Source organism: Sphaerotilus sp., from assembly GCF_031429695.1.
Classification (GTDB): Bacteria; Pseudomonadota; Gammaproteobacteria; order Burkholderiales; family Burkholderiaceae_C; genus Sphaerotilus.
Map to the genome: position 1 here is coordinate 1 of NZ_JANPAB010000014.1, position 17,819 is coordinate 17,819.

The following is a 17,819-nucleotide window of genomic DNA, read 5'->3' on the forward strand; positions in this document are numbered from 1 at the left end:
TCCTCCACGTCCTTCCAAGTCCTCCAAGCTGCCCACCACCATGCTGACCTTCCAGCACATCATTCTTCGCCTTCAGGAATACTGGGACGCCCAGGGCTGTGCGCTGCTGCAGCCCTACGACATGGAAGTCGGCGCCGGCACCAGCCACACCGCCACCTTCCTGCGCGCCCTCGGCCCCGAGCCCTGGAAGGCCGCCTACGTGCAGCCGAGCCGCCGCCCCAAGGACGGCCGCTACGGTGACAACCCGAACCGCCTGCAGCACTATTACCAGTACCAGGTCGTGCTCAAGCCCGCACCGGCCAACATCCTGGAGCTGTACCTCGGCTCGCTGGAGGCCCTCGGCTTCGACCTGAAGAAGAACGACATCCGCTTCGTCGAGGACGACTGGGAGAACCCCACGCTCGGTGCCTGGGGCCTGGGCTGGGAGGTCTGGCTCAACGGCATGGAAGTGACGCAGTTCACCTACTTCCAGCAGGTCGGCGGCATCGACTGCAAGCCCATCACCGGCGAGATCACCTACGGGCTGGAGCGGCTGGCGATGTACCTGCAGGGCGTGGAGAACGTCTATGACCTCGTCTACGCACCGGGCCTGAAGTACGGCGACGTGTTCCACCAGAACGAGGTCGAGCAGTCCACCTACAACTTCGAGCACAGCAACGTCGAGTTCCTGCTGACCGCGTTCGGCGCGCACGAAGGCAATGCGCAGCACCTGATGACGCAGCAGCTGGCCCTGCCCGCCTACGAGCAGGTGCTGAAGGCCGCGCACACCTTCAACCTGCTGGACGCCCGCGGCGCGATCAGCGTCACCGAGCGTGCCGCCTACATCGGGCGCATCCGCAACCTCGCCCGCGCCGTGGCCGCCGCCTACCTCGACAGCCGCAAGCGCCTGGGTTTCCCGATGGCGCCCAGGGCTTGGGCAGACGAGGTGATCGCGAAGATCGACGCCGAGGCCGCCAAGGCCGAAGCCAAAAACGACGCCAAGAACGACTCGAAGAAGGCCGCCTGACCATGACGACCACGCAGAACCTCCTCGTCGAACTCTTCGTCGAAGAGCTCCCGCCCAAGGCGCTGAAGAAGCTGGGCGAATCGTTTGCCGGCACGCTGGCCGCCAGCCTGAAGGCCAGCGGTCTGGCCGGTACCGACGCCGTGGTGACGCCGTTTGCGTCGCCGCGCCGCCTCGCGGTCCACGTCACCGGCGTCGCGGCCCAGGCCGCCGACAAGGCCGTGCAGCAGAAGCTGATGCCCGTCGCCGTGGCACTGACCGCCGATGGCCAGCCCACGCCCGCGCTGCTGAAGAAGCTCGCCGCGGTGGGCGCCGATGCGTCGGTGGTGCCGAGCCTGAAGCGCCTGCCCGATGGCAAGGCCGAGGCGCTGTTCCTCGACTCGGTCGTGACCGGCGCCACGCTGGCCGAAGGGCTGCAGAAGGCGCTCGACGAGGCGCTCGCCAGGCTGCCGATCCCCAAGGTCATGACCTACCAGCTCGCGGACGGCTGGTCGAGCGTGAACTTCGTGCGCCCGGCCCACGGGCTCGTCGCGCTGCACGGCGACGACATCGTGCCCATCGCCACCCTCGGCCTGACTGCCGGCCGCACGACCACCGGCCACCGCTTCGAGGCCGCGCACCCGACCGTCACGCTGCGCCACGCCGACACCTACGCCGAGCAGCTCGCCACCGAAGGCGCCGTGATCGCCGGCTTCGACGCCCGCCGCGCCGAGATCGTGCGCCAGCTCACCGCCGCCGCCGCGAAGGAAGGCCTGAAGCCGATCGACGACGACGCGCTGCTGGACGAGGTCACCGCGCTGGTGGAGCGGCCGAACGTGCTGACCTGCCAGTTCGAGGCCGAGTTCCTGGCCGTGCCGCAGGAGTGCCTCATCCTGACGATGAAGGCAAACCAGAAGTATTTCCCGCTGCTGGACGCCACGGCCAGGCTGACCCACAAGTTCCTGATCGTCAGCAACATCAGCCCGGCCGACCCGAGCGCGGTGGTCCAGGGCAACGAGCGCGTCGTGCGCCCGCGGCTGGCCGATGCCAAGTTCTTCTTCGACCAGGACCGCAAGAAGACGCTGGCCTCGCGCGTCGAGGGTCTGTCCAAGGTCGTCTACCACGGCAAGCTGGGCACCCAGGGCGAGCGCGCCGAGCGCGTGCGCGCCATCGGCCACGCCATCGTGCAGCAGCTCAGCATGGCGACGCTGCCTTTCACGGTGGACGCCGAGGACCACTTCAAGGTGCTCGACAGCAAGGTGCAGCAGGCCGCACTGCTGGCCAAGACCGACCTGCTGACCGACATGGTCGGCGAGTTCCCGGAGCTGCAGGGGATCATGGGCGGCTACTACGCGCGCCATGAGGGCCTGCGCGACGGCGTGGCGATCGCCATCGAGGACCACTACAAGCCGCGCTTCGCCGGCGACGCGCTGCCGCGCAACCACACCGGCACGGTCGTGGCGCTGGCCGACAAGCTGGAGACGCTGGTCGGGCTGTTCGGCATCGGGCAACTCCCCACCGGCGACAAGGATCCCTTCGCGCTGCGCCGCCATGCGCTGGGCGTGATCCGCATCCTGGTCGAGAACAACCTGCCGCTGGACCTGAACGAACTGATCGGCGCCGCCCTGCCCGCCTTCGGCGAGCGGATCACCGATCCGAGCACCCCGCTACGTGCCTTCTTCGCCGATCGCCTGTCGGTGTCGCTGCGCGAGCAGGGCTACAGCGCGCAGGAAGTGGACGCCGTGCTCGCGCTGGCGCCGAGCCGGCTGGGCGACATCCCGCGCCGCCTCGCCGCGGTGCGGGCGTTCTCGGCGCTGCCGGAAGCCGCGTCGCTGGCCGCCGCCAACAAGCGCATCGGCAACATCCTGAAGAAGGCCGAAGGCACGGTCGAGGCGAAGGTCGATCCCGCGCTGTTGCAGGACGCTGCCGAGCAGGCACTCGCCGCTGCGCTGCAGTCGGTGCAGCCGCAGGCCGACACGCTGTTCGAGCAAGGCGAATACGCCGCCAGCCTGCAGGCCCTCGCCGCACTGAAGGCACCGGTGGACGCCTTCTTCGACGACGTGATGGTCAACGCGGACGACCCCGCCCTGCGCGCCAACCGCCTGGGTCTGCTGAAAACGCTGCACGGCGCGATGAACCGCGTCGCCGACCTGTCCCGGCTGGCGAGCTGACATGGGCGAGCGCAGCCCGATCCGGCTGGTCATCCTCGACCGTGACGGCACCATCAACGAAGACCGCGACGATTTCGTCAAGTCGCCGGACGAGTGGGTGCCGATTCCAGGTGCGCTGGAGGCCATCGCGAAACTGCACCAGGCGGGCTGGCACGTCGTTGTCGCCACCAACCAGTCGGGCCTGGGACGCGGGCTGTTCGACATGTACACGCTCAACGAGATGCACATGAAGATGAATGCACTGCTGGCGCCACTGGGGGGCCGCATCGACGCCGTGTTCTTCTGCCCCCACGCACCGGAAGACGCCTGCCGCTGTCGCAAGCCGCTGCCAGGGCTGTTCGAGGACATCCGCGAACGCTTCGGCCTGGACGACATGTCGGCGGTGCCGGCCGTCGGCGACACACTGCGTGATCTGCAGGCCGGCACCGCCGTCGGCTGCGCGCCGCACCTGGTGCGCACCGGCAAGGCGGCCATGCTCGACGACGCCGGCGTGCAAGCGCTGCGTGACCAGATTCCCGGTCTGGTCGTGCACGCCAGCCTGGCCACCTTCACCGATGCCCTGCTCGGTGCCGAACGCAAGAAACACAGCGACGCCCGTGCCGAGGGCAAGCGCCTGGCCAGCGGCGGCGCACCCCTTTGAACCGACCCACCCCTCCATGCTCCTCTACCTGCGTTCTGCCGTCTTCATCCTCTGGCTCATCGTCACGGTGATCCCGTGGAGCCTGGCCGCCGTGATCGGCTCGGTCTTCACGCGGGGTGCGCCGCTGTACTGGCTGTGTGCGGGCTGGTTGAAACTGTCGGTGCTGGGGGCGAAATGGATCTGCGGGGTCCACTGGCGCGTGCAGGGCATGGAGAACGTGCCCACGGCGGCGGACGGCCAGGCCTCGGTGATCCTGGTGCCGAAGCACCAGTCCACCTGGGAAACCTTCGCCATCCCGGCGATCATGCCGCACCCGCTGGCCTACGTCTTCAAGCGCGAACTGCTGTGGATTCCGTTCTTCGGCTGGGCGATCGGGCGGCTGGACATGGTCCACATCGACCGCGGCCGCCGCTCCGACGCCTGGCGCAAGGTGGTCGAACAAGGCACCCGCATCATGGGCCTGGGCACCTGGATGATCATGTTCCCGGAAGGCACGCGCACCCCGCGTGGCAGCCAGGGCGAGTACAAGACCGGCGCCTCGCGGCTGGCGGTGACGACGAACACGCCGCTGGTGCCGATCGCCGTGACGTCCGCGCGCTGCTGGCCGCGCAAGAGCTTCCTGCTGCGGCCGGGCACGATCGACATCTCGATCGGGCGACCGATCGATCCGCAAGGACGCCGCCCGGACGAGCTGATGCGCGAGGTCGAGTCGTGGATCGAGGCAGAAATGCGCCGCCTCGATCCCGAGGCCTATCCCGCCCAGCCGGGCTGACCGCGAGCGCCGCCCCGTGTCTCACCGCCCCACCGCCGACACCGGGCTGCCCCACTCCGAAGCGCTGCTGCGCCCCGCCGAGGCCAACCGCGAACTGGTGCTCGGCGGGCTGCACCTGGGCTACCTGCTCAAGCGCGCCACGCGCCGCACCATCGGCTTCGTCGTCGGCCCGCGCGGACTGGCGGTGAGCGCACCGCGCTGGGTCAGCCAGCCGCAGATCGACGGCGCCGTGCAGCTCAAGGCGGACTGGATCCTGCGCAAGCTCGCCGAGCAGGGCCAGCGCCTGGTGCAGCTCGACGCGGCGCGCATCGACTGGCGGGACGGCGCCCGCCTGCCCTATCTCGGCGAAGACCTGCGGATCTGCACCACCGACCACCACCTGACGCGCACGGTGCTGCAGGAGCCGCAGCCCCAGCTCGGCCAGCCGCGCACCCTGCACCTGCGCCTGCCCGCGCAGGCCACGCCCGGACAGATCCGCGACACCGTGCAACGCTGGCTGCAGCAGCAGGCCCGCGCGCTGTTCGAGGCCCGCATCGCCCACCACGCCGCGGCGATGGGCGTGCAGGTCACCCAGCTGCGCCTGAGTTCCGCCCGCACCCGCTGGGGCAGCGCCAGCAGCGACGGCAGCGTGCGGCTGAACTGGCGGCTCATCCACTTCCCGCTGACCACGCTCGACTACGTCGTGGTCCACGAACTCGCCCACCTGCACGAGATGAACCACGGCCCGGCGTTCTGGGCCATCGTGCGCGCCGTGATGCCCGACTACGAGGCCCGGCGGCGCACGCTGAAGGACGGCGTGGTGCCCGTCTTCGATTGAACAAGCTCACGGGTCCGGGACTTGCATATCGCCGCATCCCCCGGTGCCGATCAGCGTACCGTCCATCGCCTTCAACATCACGAGACGAGGTGTGCCTTGGCCAAGATTCCTCCCGGTGTCGGTCCGCGGTTTCCGCAGGTGGTCGTTCTGTTCGGTGCCACCGGCGATCTGGCGCGGCGCAAGCTGCTGCCGGGGCTGTTCCACCTGTCCAGCGTCGGCTTCATCCCCGGCTGCCGGATCATCGGCATCTCGCTGGATGACCTCGATGTCGAGGGCTTCCGCCGCGCCGCCCGCAGCTCGCTCGACGAATTCTCCAGCCGCAAGGTCTCGGAGGCCGACTGGGAGGCGTTTTCCGCCAGCCTGGACTACGTGCCGCTGTCGGCGGGTGCCGATGCCCTGAAGGCCGCGGTGGACCGCGCGGAGCACAGTCTTGGCGCCGAATGCCGCCGGCTGCACTACCTGAGCGTGCCGCCGAACGCGGCGTTGTCGGCGGTGCGGCTGCTGGGTGCGGCTGGGCTGGTGGAGCGTTCGCGCATCGTGATGGAAAAGCCCTTCGGCACCAACCTGGCCACGGCGGTCACGCTGAACTCGCAACTGCACGAGGTGTTCGCCGAGGAACAGATCTTCCGCATCGACCACTTCCTGGGCAAGGAGCCGGCGCAGAACATCCTCGCCTTCCGCTTCGCCAACGGCCTGTTCGAGCCGATCTGGAACCGCAACTTCATCGACCATGTCCAGATCGACGTGCCCGAGACGCTGGGCCTGGGCAAGCGGGCCGGCTTCTACGAGCAGACCGGTGCCTACCGCGACATGGTGGTGACGCACCTGTTCCAGATCCTGGCCTTCATGGCGATGGAGCCGCCGACCTCGCTGGAACCGATTCCTATTAGCGAAGAAAAAAACAAAGTTTTTCGCAGCATGCTGCCGATCCAGCCGAGCGAGGTGGTGCGCGGGCAATACACCGGCTACCGCCATGAGGAGGGCGTCGATCCCGACTCGGACGCCGAGACCTTCATCGCGCTGAAGTGCCACATCGACAACTGGCGCTGGGCGGGCGTGCCCTTCTACCTGCGCACCGGCAAGCGCCTGGCCGAGGGCCAGCGCATCATCTCGATCGCCTTCCGCGAGCCACCCAAGAGCATGTTCCCCGCCGGCTCGGGCGTGGGCTCGCAGGGGCCGGACCACCTGACCTTCGACCTGGCCGACGCCTCGAAGATGTCGCTGTCGTTCTACGGCAAGCGCCCGGGGCCGGGCATGCGGCTGGACAAGCTGAGCCTGCAGTTCGCGATGCACGACACCGGGCTGATCGGCGACGTGCTCGAAGCCTACGAGCGGCTGATCCTCGACGCGATGCGCGGCGACCGCACGCTGTTCACCACCGCCGAGGGCATCGAGCGGCTGTGGGAGGTCTCGACGCAGTTGCTCGAATCCCCGCCACCCGTGCGGCTGTACGCCCCTGGTTCGTGGGGGCCGAAGGCGGTGCACCAGCTCATTGCGCCGCACGCCTGGCGGCTGCCTTTCGAGCGGGCGTGGCGCGATCCGAATGGCCAGGCCGGGTGAACCGGCGGGGTGATCGGGCGGTTCAATCCGCCGCGTTCACCACCGACACCCCGACCTGCCGCAGCGCCAGCCCGACCGGCGCCCCCACCGGCCGGCTGGCGTCCGCGCCCGCTTCCGCCACGACGACGAACACCTCGCCCAGCGCCGTCGCCACGGTCAGCTCGCGCACGCTGCCCAGGTAGCTCGACTTGACGAGGGTGCCATCGAGCGGGCCGCTGCCGGGCGGGCCGACCTGCCACGCCTCGGGCCGCACGGCGATCTTCACCGGCCCGGCGCGCACCGACCGATCGGCCTGCACCGTCAGCGGACCGAGCCGCACCGCCCCATCCACCGCCGCCACGCCGTCGAACAGCATCGCCTCGCCCATGAACCCGGCCACGAACGCGGTCTGCGGGTGGTCGTAGAGCTGCTGCGGGGTGCCAGCCTGCGCGATGCGGCCGGCCTCCATCACGATGATCTGGTCGCTCACCGCCAGCGCCTCGCTCTGGTCGTGGGTCACGTAAGCGACGGTCAGGCCCAGCCGCTGCTGCAGCGTGCGGATCTCCTCGCGCATCGAGCGGCGCAGGCGGGCATCGAGGTTCGACAGCGGCTCGTCGAACAGCATCACCGCTGGCTCCAGCACCAGCGCCCGCGCCACCGCCACGCGCTGCTGCTGCCCGCCCGACAGCTCGCCCGGCAGGCGCCGGTCATAGCCCGACAGGCCGACGCTGGCCATCGCCGCCTGCGCCCGCTGCACGACTTCGGCGCGGGCCACGCCGGTCACGGTCAGCCCATAGGACACGTTCTCGATGACGTTCAGGTGCGGGAACAGCGCGTAGCTCTGGAACACCATGCTGACGTTGCGCTCGGCCGCGCCGAGGTCGGTCACGTCCTGGCCATCGATCAGGATGCGGCCCGAGGTCGGCGTCTCCAGCCCCGCGATCATGCGCAGCACCGTCGTCTTGCCGCAGCCCGAGGGGCCGAGCAGCGTCGTGAGCGTGCCGCGCCGGACGGTGAAGTCGATGCCGTGGACCACCAGCGGGGCGCGGCGGTCGCCGTAGCGCTTGGTGACCTGGCGGAATTCGATGCCGATGTCTGTCATGTTCAGTGTCCCTGCACGCCGCGCCGGCCCAGTTGCCGCTCGCCGACCAGCCGCTGGATCAGCGCCGTGGCCCCCGACATCAGCACGATCAGCACCGTGCAGTAGGCCAGCGCCACGCCGTAGTCGCCGTTGCCGACGCGGCCGATGATGTAGGTGGTGGCGAGTTCGTTCTCGGCCGTCACCAGGAAGACCACCGCCGAGACGGTGGTCATGCTGCGCACGAAGCTGTAGACGAGTGCCGCCACCAGCGCCGGGCGCAGCAGCGGCAGCACGATGCGGCGCAGCGTGGTGGCCGTGCTGGCGCGCAGCATGGTGGACGCCTCGTCGAGCGACGGGTCGAGCTGGCGCAGGCTCGCGGTGCCGGCACGCACGCCCACCGGCAGGCTGCGGAACACGAAGCACAGCACGATGATCAGCCCGGTGCCGGTCAGCTCGAACGGCGGCACGTTGAACGCCAGGATGTAGCTGATGCCCAGCACCGTGCCCGGAATGGCGAACGCCAGCAGCGCGCCGAACTCGAACGCGCGCTGGCCCGCGAACTGGGTGCGCGCCAGCAGCCATGCGATCAACAGGCCGAGCGTGGCGCACAGCGGTGCTGCGATCGCCGCCAGCCGCACCGTGGTGAACAGCGAGTTCCACGCCGTGCCCGCCCAGACGAGGCCGTGTTCGCCCCACTGCAGGTCGAACGCGGTGCGCAGGTGGGCCAGCGTGGGCGTGTAGTCGCGGCCCCAGGTCTGCACGAAACCGCCGACGAAGGCGAACAGGTAGACGACCACCGTGAACGCCAGCCACGGTCCCGCCACGCCCACGCACAGTCGCCGCACCACGTCCGGCAGCGGCAGCGCCAGGCCCGCGTCGCCCTTGCCGGTCACCGTCGTGTAGCCGACACGGCCGAGCACCCGCTGCTGGAGGAAGAACACCGCCAGCGCGAAGCCGGTCAGGATCAGCGCCAGCGACGCCGCGCGGCCCTGGTCGAACTGCGCGCCGACGATGGCGAAGAAGATGTCGGTGGACAGCAGCGCGTACTGGCCGCCGACGACCACCGGGTTGCCGAAGTCGGCCATGCTCTCGATGAAGCCGACGAGGAAAGCGTTCGTCAGACCCGGCTTCATCAGCGGCAGCGTCACCGTCGTGAAGGTCTTCAGCCGCGACGCCCGCAGCGTCTGCGCCGCCTCCTCGACCGACGGGCTGATGCCCTGCACCACGCCGCGCAGGACCATGAACGCGATCGGCGTGAACGCGAACATCTGCGCCAGCCAGACGCCGAACAGGCCGTAGAACCAGCGCGTCGGCGGGATGTCGAAGGCCCATTCCAGCGCCTGGTTCACCAGCCCGGCGCGGCCGAACAGCAGGATCAGCCCCAGCCCGACCACGAACGGCGGCGTGATGATCGGCAGCAGTGCCAGCACGTTCAGCGGGCGGCTCAGCCGCTGCGCGCCACGCTCGGCGTAGAGGGCGATCAGCGCGCCCATCACGGTCGTGCCGGTGGCCGTCATCAGCGCCAGCAGCAGCGTGTTCCACGCCACCCCGCAGCGCACGCCGCCCGCCACGCAGCCCAGCCCCCAGATGCGCTCGTGCCCGAGCCGCTCGGCCAGCACGCGTGCCGACCATGCGCCGTCCTCATCGACAAAGGCGCCCATCAGGCTCTTGCCGACCGGCAGCGCGACAAACAGCAACAGCAGCGCCACACACAGCACCACCGCAGACGACACGAACAGGTCGCCCCGGAAGCGCCCGAGCCGCGCCAGCCCGGCGCCCAGCAGCATGAGCAGCACCAGCGCCACCCAGGCACCGCCCAGCCCCATGCCGAACTGCCCCGAGGGCAAGGCGCCGAACACCCCCTGCAACCAGGCGAACGACCAGCCCCGCGCCCCGATGGCGAACCCGCAGCCCAGCACGCCCGCCAGCCCGGCCACGGCCGCCGTGACCAGCACGCGGCCCTGCGCCCGCCCGCTCGGCAGCCACGCACCGACCAGCGCCAGCAGCAAGGCCACGCCGCCGCTCCACAGCCACGGCTTGCCATGGCGCAGCGCCTGCACCAGCGCGCTCGCCGTCTCGGCGCCACCCCAGGCACCCGCGAGCGATTGCCACAGCGTCAGATCCTGCGGGAAGTACCAGGGCAGCAGCCCCCACGCCGCCAGCCCCGACCCCACCCAGGCGAACACCGCCCGGCGCGCCTGCACCTGCCCTCGGTTCAGCATCGACACCCCGCCCGGCTCAGCGCGGCAGCGAATTGACGTCCTTCTCCCAGCGCGCGATCAGCCGCTTGCGCTCGGTGCTGGAGCCGTACTTGGCGTAGTCGTAGGGGATGAACTTGATCTTCTTGAAATCCGGCACCCGCGGATCGACCTTGGCGGCCTTGTTCGACGGCAACTGGAACTGCTTGGCCGCCGCGCCCATTTCCTGCGCCCCGGCGGTCAGTGCCCAGTCGTAGAAACGCTTGGCATTGGCCAGGTTGCGGGCACCGTCGATGAGGCTCATGGAGCCGATCTCGGCGCCGGTGCCGTCGGCAGGGGTGATGGTGGCGATCGGGAAGCCCTGCATCGCCTCGCCGGGGCCGTCATGCACGAAGCTGATCGACACCGTTGTCTCGCCCCGCGCCGCCGCCTTGATCGGGCCGGTGCCGGAGCGGGTGTACTGGCTGATGTTGCGGTGCAGCGCCTTCATGTACTCGAAGGCCTTTTCCTCGCCCATGAGCTGCACCAGCGTGGCGACCATCGTGTAGGCGGTGCCGCTGGAGGCCGGGTTGGCGACCTGGATCTCGCCCTTGAACGCCGGGTTGAGCAGGTCGGCCCAGGTCTTCGGGATCGGCAGCTTCTTCTTGGCGATCAGCTCGGTGTTGTAGCCAAAGCCGAGCGGGCCGGAGTAGATGCCCACGGTGCGGAACTTCGACTGCTCGGCCTGCTGCTGCGCCCAGGCGTGGAGCTGCGGCAGCGACGGAGACTTGTAGTCGAGCGACAGCCCCTGCTCGGCCGCCTGCAGGTGCGGATCGCCCGTGCCGCCGAACCACACGTCGGTCTTCGGGTTGGCGCGCTCGGCGATGAGCTGCGCCAGCGCCTCGCCCGAACCCTTGAGCGACATGTTGACCTTGACGCCCGTGGTCTTGGTGAACACCGTCTGGATCATGTTGCACCACTCGGCCTGCACCGAGCAGATGACGTTGAGCTGGCCAGCGTCCTGCGCCTGCACGGCGGGGGTGGCAAACAGCGCGGCCACGGCGAGGGCTGCGGCGCATGGAATGGGGTGGGGCATGGCGGAATCCTCCTGCGGTGGGCTGTAGCGATTGTCGTCAGCCCGCCCCCCGGGACGCCACGAGGAAAACCAGCGGGCCGGCAGCCGGCGTTGTCGCCTGCGCGTCACCCTGTGGTCAGAACGTCGCAGACAACCCCAGCGACCACAGCACCGGCCGCACCGTGGGCAGCCCGTCGAAGCGGTGTTGCCCGACATCGACCGCCGCAACCACGCCCAATCCCATCGGCAGGCGGCACGTCAGTCCGGCACCCAGCAGCAGGCCGATATGTGGCTCGGAGGACTCGAACACCTCGGCGCCATTGACCGACGTGACCAGCGCCGTCTGCCAGCGCCCGAGGCCGATGCGCGCCTGCGCCTGCCAGCCCTCGGCCAAGGGAACGGCGGCTTGCAGGGCGGCGAAGGGGCCGCTGGTGTGGCGGCGGTGGCGCTGCACCCACGGGCCGGTGCGGGTATCGCCGAACGACGCCGCTCCCAGCACCACGCCAGCCGATGCACCCGCAGCACCCAGCGACCACATCACCCCGGCCGACACGCGCCCGCCTGCCGAGCGCCCAGCCTCGGCATCCGACGCCAGGCCCGGCGCGAGTTCCACCGTCCACGCCGCCTGGGCGGCAGCAGGGTCCGGCAACGCAAAGCCCATCGCGAAGGTGAAGGCCAGGGAAAAGGCAGGAATCGTGGCGTCAAGGCAAGGCATGCGCAGGATTTTGCCTGCGCTGCCGGGGCGGCCGCCTATTTCGGCGACACGGGGCAGGTGTTCATGCCGAGCAGCGAGTACAGCGGGCACATGCGGAACAACCCGGTCGCCAGCGGCACGACGCCGATCCAGCCCCAGGCCCCGATCTGGCCGGACAGCGCCAGCAGAATCAGGACCAGACCGACCACGATGCGGAGGATGCGGTCCGCGCCGCCAACATTGATGTTCATGCGAGTCTCCTGGTGAATCCAAACGCCAATCAGAACGTCAGAGCACCGACCACTCGGTCGGCATGCAGGGAGATTGTGGCCCCCGCCGGGCCATTATTCGTGATGTGGATCACGTTGAATCACCCTGCAGGGTATGCACCGATGCCCAACCCTGCGCCCCGCCGGCGTGCCAAAGAACGGCACCGCAGGCATCATCACGCCCTCACCCAGAAACAGACCGGAGACGCCCCATGAACGCCCACCGCCCGATGCCCGACGCGATGCTGCAGGCCCTGCGCGACCGCTTCGGCGACCGCTGCTCGACCGCCCAGGCGGTGCGCGACCAGCACGGCCGCGACGAGTCCGCCTACGACGCCGCGCCGCCCGACGCCGTGGTCTTCTGCGAATCGAACGAGGACGTGATCGACGCGGTCAAGCTGGCCGACCGCCACGAGGTGCCGGTGATCCCGTTCGGGGTCGGCTCGTCGCTCGAAGGGCACCTGCTGGCGGTGCAGGGCGGCATCAGCCTGGACCTCTCGCGCATGAACCGCGTGCTGCGCGTCAACGCGGAAGACCTGACCGTCACCGTGCAGGCCGGCGTCACCCGCACGCAGCTCAACCGCGAGATCCGCGACACGGGCCTGTTCTTCCCGATCGACCCCGGCGCCGACGCCTCGCTAGGCGGCATGGCGGCCACCCGCGCCTCAGGGACCAACGCGGTGCGCTACGGCACGATGCGCGAGAACGTGCTGGGCCTGGGCGTCGTCACCGCGTCCGGCGAGTGGATCCACACCGGCACGCGGGCACGCAAGTCCGCCGCCGGCTACGACCTGACGCGGCTGTTCGTCGGCAGCGAGGGCACGCTGGGCGTGATGACCGAGGTCACGCTCAAGCTCTACCCGCTGCCCGAGGCCGTGTCGGCGGCGATCTGCCATTTCCCGAGCATCGACGCGGCGGTGCAGACCACGATCATGACGATCCAGATGGGCGTGCCGATCGCGCGCGTCGAGCTGGTGGACGCCAACACCGTCGGGCTGGTCAACCGCCACAGCGGCCTGGGGCTTGCCGAGCGACCGATGCTGCTGATGGAGTTCCACGGCTCGCCCGCCAGCGTGGCCGAGCAGGCGCAGACGGTGCAGGACATCGCCGCCGAGCACGGCGGCGAAGCCTTCGAGTGGGCCTCGACCCCGGAGGAGCGCACCCGGCTGTGGACCGCCCGCCACCACGCCTACTTCGCCGCGATCCAGAGCCGGCCGGGCTGCCGGGCGATGTCCACGGACGCGTGCGTGCCGATCTCGCGGCTGGCCGAGCTGATCGCCGAATCGGTGGCCGATGTCGATGCGAGCGGCCTGCCCTACTTCCTCGTCGGCCACGTCGGCGACGGCAACTTCCACTTCGGCTACCTGATCGACCCCGACCAGCCCGCCGAACGCGAACTCGCCGAGGTGCTGAACCACCGGCTGGTCGAGCGCACGCTGCGCATGGAAGGCACCTGCAGCGGCGAGCACGGCGTGGGGCTGCACAAGATGGGCTTCCTGCTCGACGAGGCTGGCGCGGGCGCGGTCGGGCTGATGCGGGCGATCAAGCAGGCGCTGGACCCGAAGGACATCATGAATCCGGGGAAGATCTTTGCGGTGTGAGCGGCGCAAAGCCTGAGATTGCGTCAGATCGTCCCGCGATATCGGCCCCCAGACTGATCGGCAGGCTTCCTAGAATGGGCCATGTCCGAAATCATCAGCCAGATCGCCCAAATCAACGTGCCGCAGGACGTCCTGCAGAACGCGGATTTCGACGGCATCGTCAACGACTTCCGCCGCCACTTCCGGCGGCTGGACGATTTCCAGCGCATCCATGGCCCCGTCGGAATGCACGATTCGCTGCAGCCGCTGTGGCAGGCCATCGCTGCGGGCGACCACCGGCCGGGCACAGCGGATCTGGAGGTCTCGGCACTGGCCAAGACGCTGGGACAGCTGGTCGTGCTGTCGGTGGTGCAGTCGCAACAGCTCCAGCGCCAGCAGGACGCGCTCGGCTCGCAGCAGACGGCCACCCGCACGCTGCAGCAGAAGGTCAAGCAGGCGCATGCCACGCTGGCCGAGCACCAGCAGGCGCAGGGCGTCCACAGCACCGAGATGCAGCAGGTCATGCGCCAGCTGCTGGAGTTGCGCAACGGACTGGTGGCCTCGACCCAGCGCCTCACCGAAGCCGGTCAGGACAGCCGCAAGACCCGCGAGGAGCTGCAGGCGCAGATCAAGCAGACGCTGACGGACGCCACGGCGCGCGTCGATACCGCCTGCGAATGGGTGCAGACCATCGCCGACGCGCAGAACACCAAGGTGGAGACCTTGCGCAACGCCGTGCGCGCCGACACCGACGCCCGCGACCAGGCCGAGCGCCTGCTGGCCGATGACCTGGCGCTGATGCAGCGGCAGCTCGACCACGAGCACAACCGGGTCGAGGACATGGGTGACCTGCTCTCGCAGCACCGCATGGCGCAGGACGCGCTGCAGTCCCGGATCACCGCGCTGACCGAGGACCGCGCCGCCGAGCAGGCCCGGATGCAGGACCGGCTGAAGAAGCTCACGCTGGGCATCGCGGGGGTGTCCGGACTGGCGCTGATCGGGCTGATGCTGGCGGTCACGCGGTTCACGGGCTGATTCGCTCTCCCAGAAAGCAGAAGGCCGACCCGGTAACGGGTCGGCCTTCTGGCCTTCTGGCCTTCTGCTTGGCCGCATGGGTGGTACAGGGTCAGTTCGACGATGCTGGCGCCGGCACACCCCACCGCTTCGTCACGTCGCCCTTGCCGTTGACGCTCTCCAGGAACACCGCGAAACCCCACAGCCGCGCCACGTGCTTGAGTACCTCGACGGCACTGTCGGCCAGCGGGCGGTCCTGGTGCTGAAAATGCCGCAGCGTCAGCGAGCGGTCGCCGCGCAGGTTGACGTTCCAGACCTGGATGTTCGGCTCGCGGCTGCCGAGGTCGTATTGCCGTGACAGCATCTCGCGCACGCGCCGGTAGCCGCTGTCGTCGTGGATGGCGCTGACCTCGATCTCGGACTGCTTCTCGTCGTCGTGCAGCGCGAACAGGCGCAGGTCGCGCATCAGCTTGGGGCTGAGGTACTGGCCGATGAAGCTCTCGTCCTTGAAGTTGCGCATCGCCTGGTCGAACGCGGGCAGCCACGGCGTGCCGGCCAGCTCGGGGAACCACTGGCGGTCCTCGTCGGTCGGCTCCTCGCAGATGCGCTTGATGTCGGTGTACATCGCGAAACCGAGCGCGTAGGGGTTGATGCCGCTGTAGCCCCGGTCACCCACGCGCGGCTGGTAGACCACGTTGGTGTGCGACTTGAGCCACTCGATCATCACGCCGTCGGTGAGGTGGCCGTCGTCGTACATCGTGTTGAGCAGCCGGTGGTGCCAGAAGGTGGCCCAGCCTTCGTTCATGACCTGGCTCTGCCGCTGCGGATAGAAGTACTGCGCCACCTTGCGCACGATGCGCACGATCTCGCGCTGCCAGGGTTCGAGCAGCGGGGCGTTCTTCTCGAAGAAGTACAGCAGGTTCTCCTGCGGCTCCTCGGGGAAGCGGCGGTTGCCGAGCGCTTCCTCGGCCTTCTCGGCGCGCCGGGGCAACGTGCGCCAGAGGTCGTTGACCTGCTGCTGGGCATAGGCCTCGCGGTCCTTGCGCTCGGAGAGTTCCTGCGCGAGGGTCTTCTTGCTCGGGCGGCGGTAGCGGTCCACGCCGTGGTTCATCAGCGCGTGGCAGCTGTCGAGGAAAGCCTCCACGGTGTCGATGCCGTGGCGCTCCTCGCAGTCGGCGACGTAGTGCTTGGCGTAGACGAGGTAGTCGATGATCGACGCCGCATCCGTCCACATCCGGAACAGGTAGTTGCCCTTGAAGAAGCTGTTGTGGCCGTAGGCGGCGTGGGCGATGACGAGGGCCTGCATCGGCATCGAGTTCTCCTCCATCAGGTAGCTGATGCAGGGATTCGAGTTGATGACGATCTCGTAGGCCAGGCCCATGTGGCCGCGCTTGTAGTTCTTTTCGGTGGAGATGAACTCCTTGCCGTAGCTCCAGTGGCGGTAGTTCACCGGCATGCCGACGCTGGCGTAGGCGTCCATCATCTGCTCGGCGGTGATGATCTCCAGCTGGTTGGGATAGGTGTCAAGGCCGAAGCGGGCCGCGGTGCGGCGGATCACGTGGTGGTACTGATCGATCAGCTCGAAGCTCCAGTCGCTCGGGCTGGGCAGCGGCTCGGCCGCACGCTCGGGCGCCGGGAGCGGGCCGTCGTGCAGATCCTTCATGGCGACGGCGGGCATGGGCATCGATTTCATGCGGTGGCTCCTTCCTTCTTGAACAGGTCACGGAACACCGGGTAGATCTGGTCGGCGCTCGTCACCTTGCGCATCGCGAAATGCGGTCCCGACACCTCGGCGAGCCGGACATATTCGTCCCACAGGTTCTGCTCGGGCTCGGCCACCTGCACATAGGCGTAGTAGCGGCACAGCGGCAGGATCTTGTTCTGCAGGATCTCGCGGCAGCGGCCCGAGTCGTGGTGCCAGTTGTCGCCGTCGCTGGCCTGGGCGCCGTAGATGTTCCACTGGTCGCTGGGGTAGCGGGCGCGGATGATCTCCTCCATCAGCACCAGCGCGCTGGACACCACCGTGCCGCCGGTTTCGGTCGAGTGGAAGAAGCCCTGCTCGTCCACCTCCTGCGCCTGCGTGTGGTGGCGGATGAAGACGATGTCGATCTTCTCGTAGTGCCGGGTCAGGAACAGGTAGAGCAGGATGAAGAAGCGCTTGGACAGCTCCTTGCGCCCTTCGTCCATCGAGCCGGACACGTCCATCACGCAGAACATCACCGCCTTGGACGTCGGCACCGGCACCTTCACGCGGCTGCGGAAACGCAGGTCGATCGGGTCGAGGAAGGGGATGCGGCCGAGCCGCGTGCGCAACTCGGCGATGCGGGCCTGCAGGTCCAGCAGCACCTTTTCGGCGAGCAGGTCGGTGGGGTGCGGATGCGCCTGCAGTTCGGCGAGCTGGTGTTCGAGGTGGCGCAGCTCGCGCCGGCTGTCGTTGCCCAGCGCGATGCGCCGACCGAGCGCGCCGCGCATCGAGCGCACGATGTGCAGGTTGCTGGGCGTGCCGTCGTTGGTGAAGCCGGCACGGTGGCTCTTCCACTCGGGCGTCTCGGCGATCTGGGTGCGGATGAGGTGCGGCAGCGCCAGGTCCTCGAAGAAGACCTGCATGAACTCTTCCTTGCTCAGGGAGAAGACAAAATCGTCCTCGCCTTCGCCGGAGTCGCTCGCCTGCCCCTGACCCGAGCCGCCACCGGCGCCGCCGCCCTTGGGCCGCTTGATGCGGTCGCCGGCCACGTAGTCCTGGTTGCCGGGGTGGACCATGTCACGCTGGCCGCCCTGCCCGTGGTGGAAGACCGGCTCGCTGATGTCCTTCTTCGGGATGTGGATGTCCTCGCCACGCTCCAGGTCGCGGATGCCGCGCCCGTCGATGGCCCGGCGCACGGCCCCCCTGATCTGGTCCTTGTAACGACGCAGGAAGCGCTCGCGGTTGCCGATCGACTTGTTCTTGCCGGAGAGCCTGCGGTCGATGATCTGCTGGAACATGGTTCACCTTGCAATGGTTGGCTGCC

At 69.0% G+C, this 17,819-nt stretch carries 15 protein-coding genes; 8 read left to right on the top strand and 7 right to left on the bottom strand.

The window, feature by feature from the left end; genetic code table 11:
• Nucleotides 1-40: 40 nt before the first annotated feature.
• The 6 genes from glyQ (at nt 41) to zwf (ending at nt 6,942) form a co-directional block, all read left to right on the top strand.
• Nucleotides 41-1,006 (top strand): glycine--tRNA ligase subunit alpha, encoded by a 966-nt coding sequence (glyQ, locus tag RMP06_RS02870; RefSeq protein ID WP_310460350.1) that lies wholly within the window; start codon nt 41-43, stop codon nt 1,004-1,006.
• 2 nt (nt 1,007-1,008) lie between these two features.
• Complete coding sequence (glyS, locus tag RMP06_RS02875; RefSeq protein WP_310460268.1) at nt 1,009-3,153, top strand: glycine--tRNA ligase subunit beta; 2,145 nt, start codon at nt 1,009-1,011, stop codon at nt 3,151-3,153.
• A gap of 1 nt (nt 3,154) precedes the next feature.
• Nucleotides 3,155-3,793, top strand: a complete 639-nt coding sequence (gmhB, locus tag RMP06_RS02880; protein WP_310460269.1) for a D-glycero-beta-D-manno-heptose 1,7-bisphosphate 7-phosphatase — start codon at nt 3,155-3,157, stop codon at nt 3,791-3,793.
• A 16-nt stretch (nt 3,794-3,809) separates the two neighbouring features.
• On the top strand, nt 3,810-4,565 hold the full coding sequence (locus tag RMP06_RS02885; protein ID WP_310460270.1) for a lysophospholipid acyltransferase family protein: 756 nt from the start codon (nt 3,810-3,812) through the stop codon (nt 4,563-4,565).
• A gap of 16 nt (nt 4,566-4,581) precedes the next feature.
• Nucleotides 4,582-5,382, top strand: coding sequence for a M48 family metallopeptidase (locus RMP06_RS02890; protein WP_310460271.1), 801 nt, complete (start codon nt 4,582-4,584; stop codon nt 5,380-5,382).
• A gap of 96 nt (nt 5,383-5,478) precedes the next feature.
• On the top strand, nt 5,479-6,942 hold the full coding sequence (gene zwf, locus RMP06_RS02895) for a glucose-6-phosphate dehydrogenase (RefSeq protein WP_310460272.1): 1,464 nt from the start codon (nt 5,479-5,481) through the stop codon (nt 6,940-6,942).
• A gap of 22 nt (nt 6,943-6,964) precedes the next feature.
• On the opposite strand, the gene RMP06_RS02900 is transcribed toward zwf, so the two are convergent.
• From RMP06_RS02900 to RMP06_RS02920, 5 genes are all read right to left on the bottom strand, one after another.
• A complete protein-coding gene (locus tag RMP06_RS02900) occupies nt 6,965-8,023 on the bottom strand; it encodes an ABC transporter ATP-binding protein (protein ID WP_310460273.1) in 1,059 nt (352 codons plus the stop codon).
• Nucleotides 8,024-8,025: 2 nt separating this feature from the next.
• The gene (locus RMP06_RS02905; RefSeq protein WP_310460351.1) at nt 8,026-10,224 is read right to left on the bottom strand and encodes an ABC transporter permease; all 2,199 of its coding nucleotides are present in this window, start codon (nt 10,222-10,224) and stop codon (nt 8,026-8,028) included.
• Nucleotides 10,225-10,240: 16 nt separating this feature from the next.
• A complete protein-coding gene (locus tag RMP06_RS02910) occupies nt 10,241-11,275 on the bottom strand; it encodes an ABC transporter substrate-binding protein (protein ID WP_310460274.1) in 1,035 nt (344 codons plus the stop codon).
• A 115-nt stretch (nt 11,276-11,390) separates the two neighbouring features.
• Complete coding sequence (locus RMP06_RS02915) at nt 11,391-11,969, bottom strand: hypothetical protein (protein ID WP_310460275.1); 579 nt, start codon at nt 11,967-11,969, stop codon at nt 11,391-11,393.
• A gap of 35 nt (nt 11,970-12,004) precedes the next feature.
• Nucleotides 12,005-12,199 (bottom strand): YgaP family membrane protein, encoded by a 195-nt coding sequence (locus RMP06_RS02920; protein ID WP_310460276.1) that lies wholly within the window; start codon nt 12,197-12,199, stop codon nt 12,005-12,007.
• Nucleotides 12,200-12,429: 230 nt separating this feature from the next.
• Between RMP06_RS02920 and RMP06_RS02925 the strand changes: the two genes are divergently transcribed.
• Together RMP06_RS02925 and RMP06_RS02930 are read left to right on the top strand one after the other, a co-directional pair.
• Nucleotides 12,430-13,818 carry an FAD-binding oxidoreductase gene (locus tag RMP06_RS02925; protein WP_310460277.1) on the top strand — a complete coding sequence of 463 codons (1,389 nt, stop codon included), beginning with the start codon at nt 12,430-12,432 and terminating at the stop codon, nt 13,816-13,818.
• An 81-nt stretch (nt 13,819-13,899) separates the two neighbouring features.
• Nucleotides 13,900-14,832: a hypothetical protein gene (locus tag RMP06_RS02930; protein ID WP_310460278.1), complete on the top strand. Its 933-nt coding sequence runs from the start codon at nt 13,900-13,902 to the stop codon at nt 14,830-14,832.
• 91 nt (nt 14,833-14,923) lie between these two features.
• Here the strand turns inward: RMP06_RS02930 and RMP06_RS02935 are convergent, their stop codons facing one another.
• On the bottom strand, nt 14,924-16,495 hold the full coding sequence (locus RMP06_RS02935) for a SpoVR family protein (protein ID WP_310460352.1): 1,572 nt from the start codon (nt 16,493-16,495) through the stop codon (nt 14,924-14,926).
• A 5-nt stretch (nt 16,496-16,500) separates the two neighbouring features.
• Nucleotides 16,501-17,793 (bottom strand): YeaH/YhbH family protein, encoded by a 1,293-nt coding sequence (locus RMP06_RS02940; RefSeq protein ID WP_310460279.1) that lies wholly within the window; start codon nt 17,791-17,793, stop codon nt 16,501-16,503.
• Nucleotides 17,794-17,819: the final 26 nt, after the last annotated feature.

Bases quoted from the DNA above. Each gene is read 5' to 3' on its own strand.
- glyQ (WP_310460350.1), top strand. From the start codon at position 41: ATGCTGACCTTCCAGCACATCATTCTTCGCCTTCAGGAATACTGGGAC.
- RMP06_RS02940 (WP_310460279.1), bottom strand. From the start codon at position 17,793: ATGTTCCAGCAGATCATCGACCGCAGGCTCTCCGGCAAGAACAAGTCG.
- RMP06_RS02885 (WP_310460270.1), top strand. From the start codon at position 3,810: ATGCTCCTCTACCTGCGTTCTGCCGTCTTCATCCTCTGGCTCATCGTC.
- RMP06_RS02930 (WP_310460278.1), top strand. From the start codon at position 13,900: ATGTCCGAAATCATCAGCCAGATCGCCCAAATCAACGTGCCGCAGGAC.
- RMP06_RS02900 (WP_310460273.1), bottom strand. From the start codon at position 8,023: ATGACAGACATCGGCATCGAATTCCGCCAGGTCACCAAGCGCTACGGC.
- RMP06_RS02920 (WP_310460276.1), bottom strand. From the start codon at position 12,199: ATGAACATCAATGTTGGCGGCGCGGACCGCATCCTCCGCATCGTGGTC.
- gmhB (WP_310460269.1), top strand. From the start codon at position 3,155: ATGGGCGAGCGCAGCCCGATCCGGCTGGTCATCCTCGACCGTGACGGC.
- RMP06_RS02905 (WP_310460351.1), bottom strand. From the start codon at position 10,224: ATGCTGAACCGAGGGCAGGTGCAGGCGCGCCGGGCGGTGTTCGCCTGG.
- RMP06_RS02910 (WP_310460274.1), bottom strand. From the start codon at position 11,275: ATGCCCCACCCCATTCCATGCGCCGCAGCCCTCGCCGTGGCCGCGCTG.
- glyS (WP_310460268.1), top strand. From the start codon at position 1,009: ATGACGACCACGCAGAACCTCCTCGTCGAACTCTTCGTCGAAGAGCTC.
- RMP06_RS02925 (WP_310460277.1), top strand. From the start codon at position 12,430: ATGAACGCCCACCGCCCGATGCCCGACGCGATGCTGCAGGCCCTGCGC.
- RMP06_RS02915 (WP_310460275.1), bottom strand. From the start codon at position 11,969: ATGCCTTGCCTTGACGCCACGATTCCTGCCTTTTCCCTGGCCTTCACC.
- RMP06_RS02935 (WP_310460352.1), bottom strand. From the start codon at position 16,495: ATGCCCATGCCCGCCGTCGCCATGAAGGATCTGCACGACGGCCCGCTC.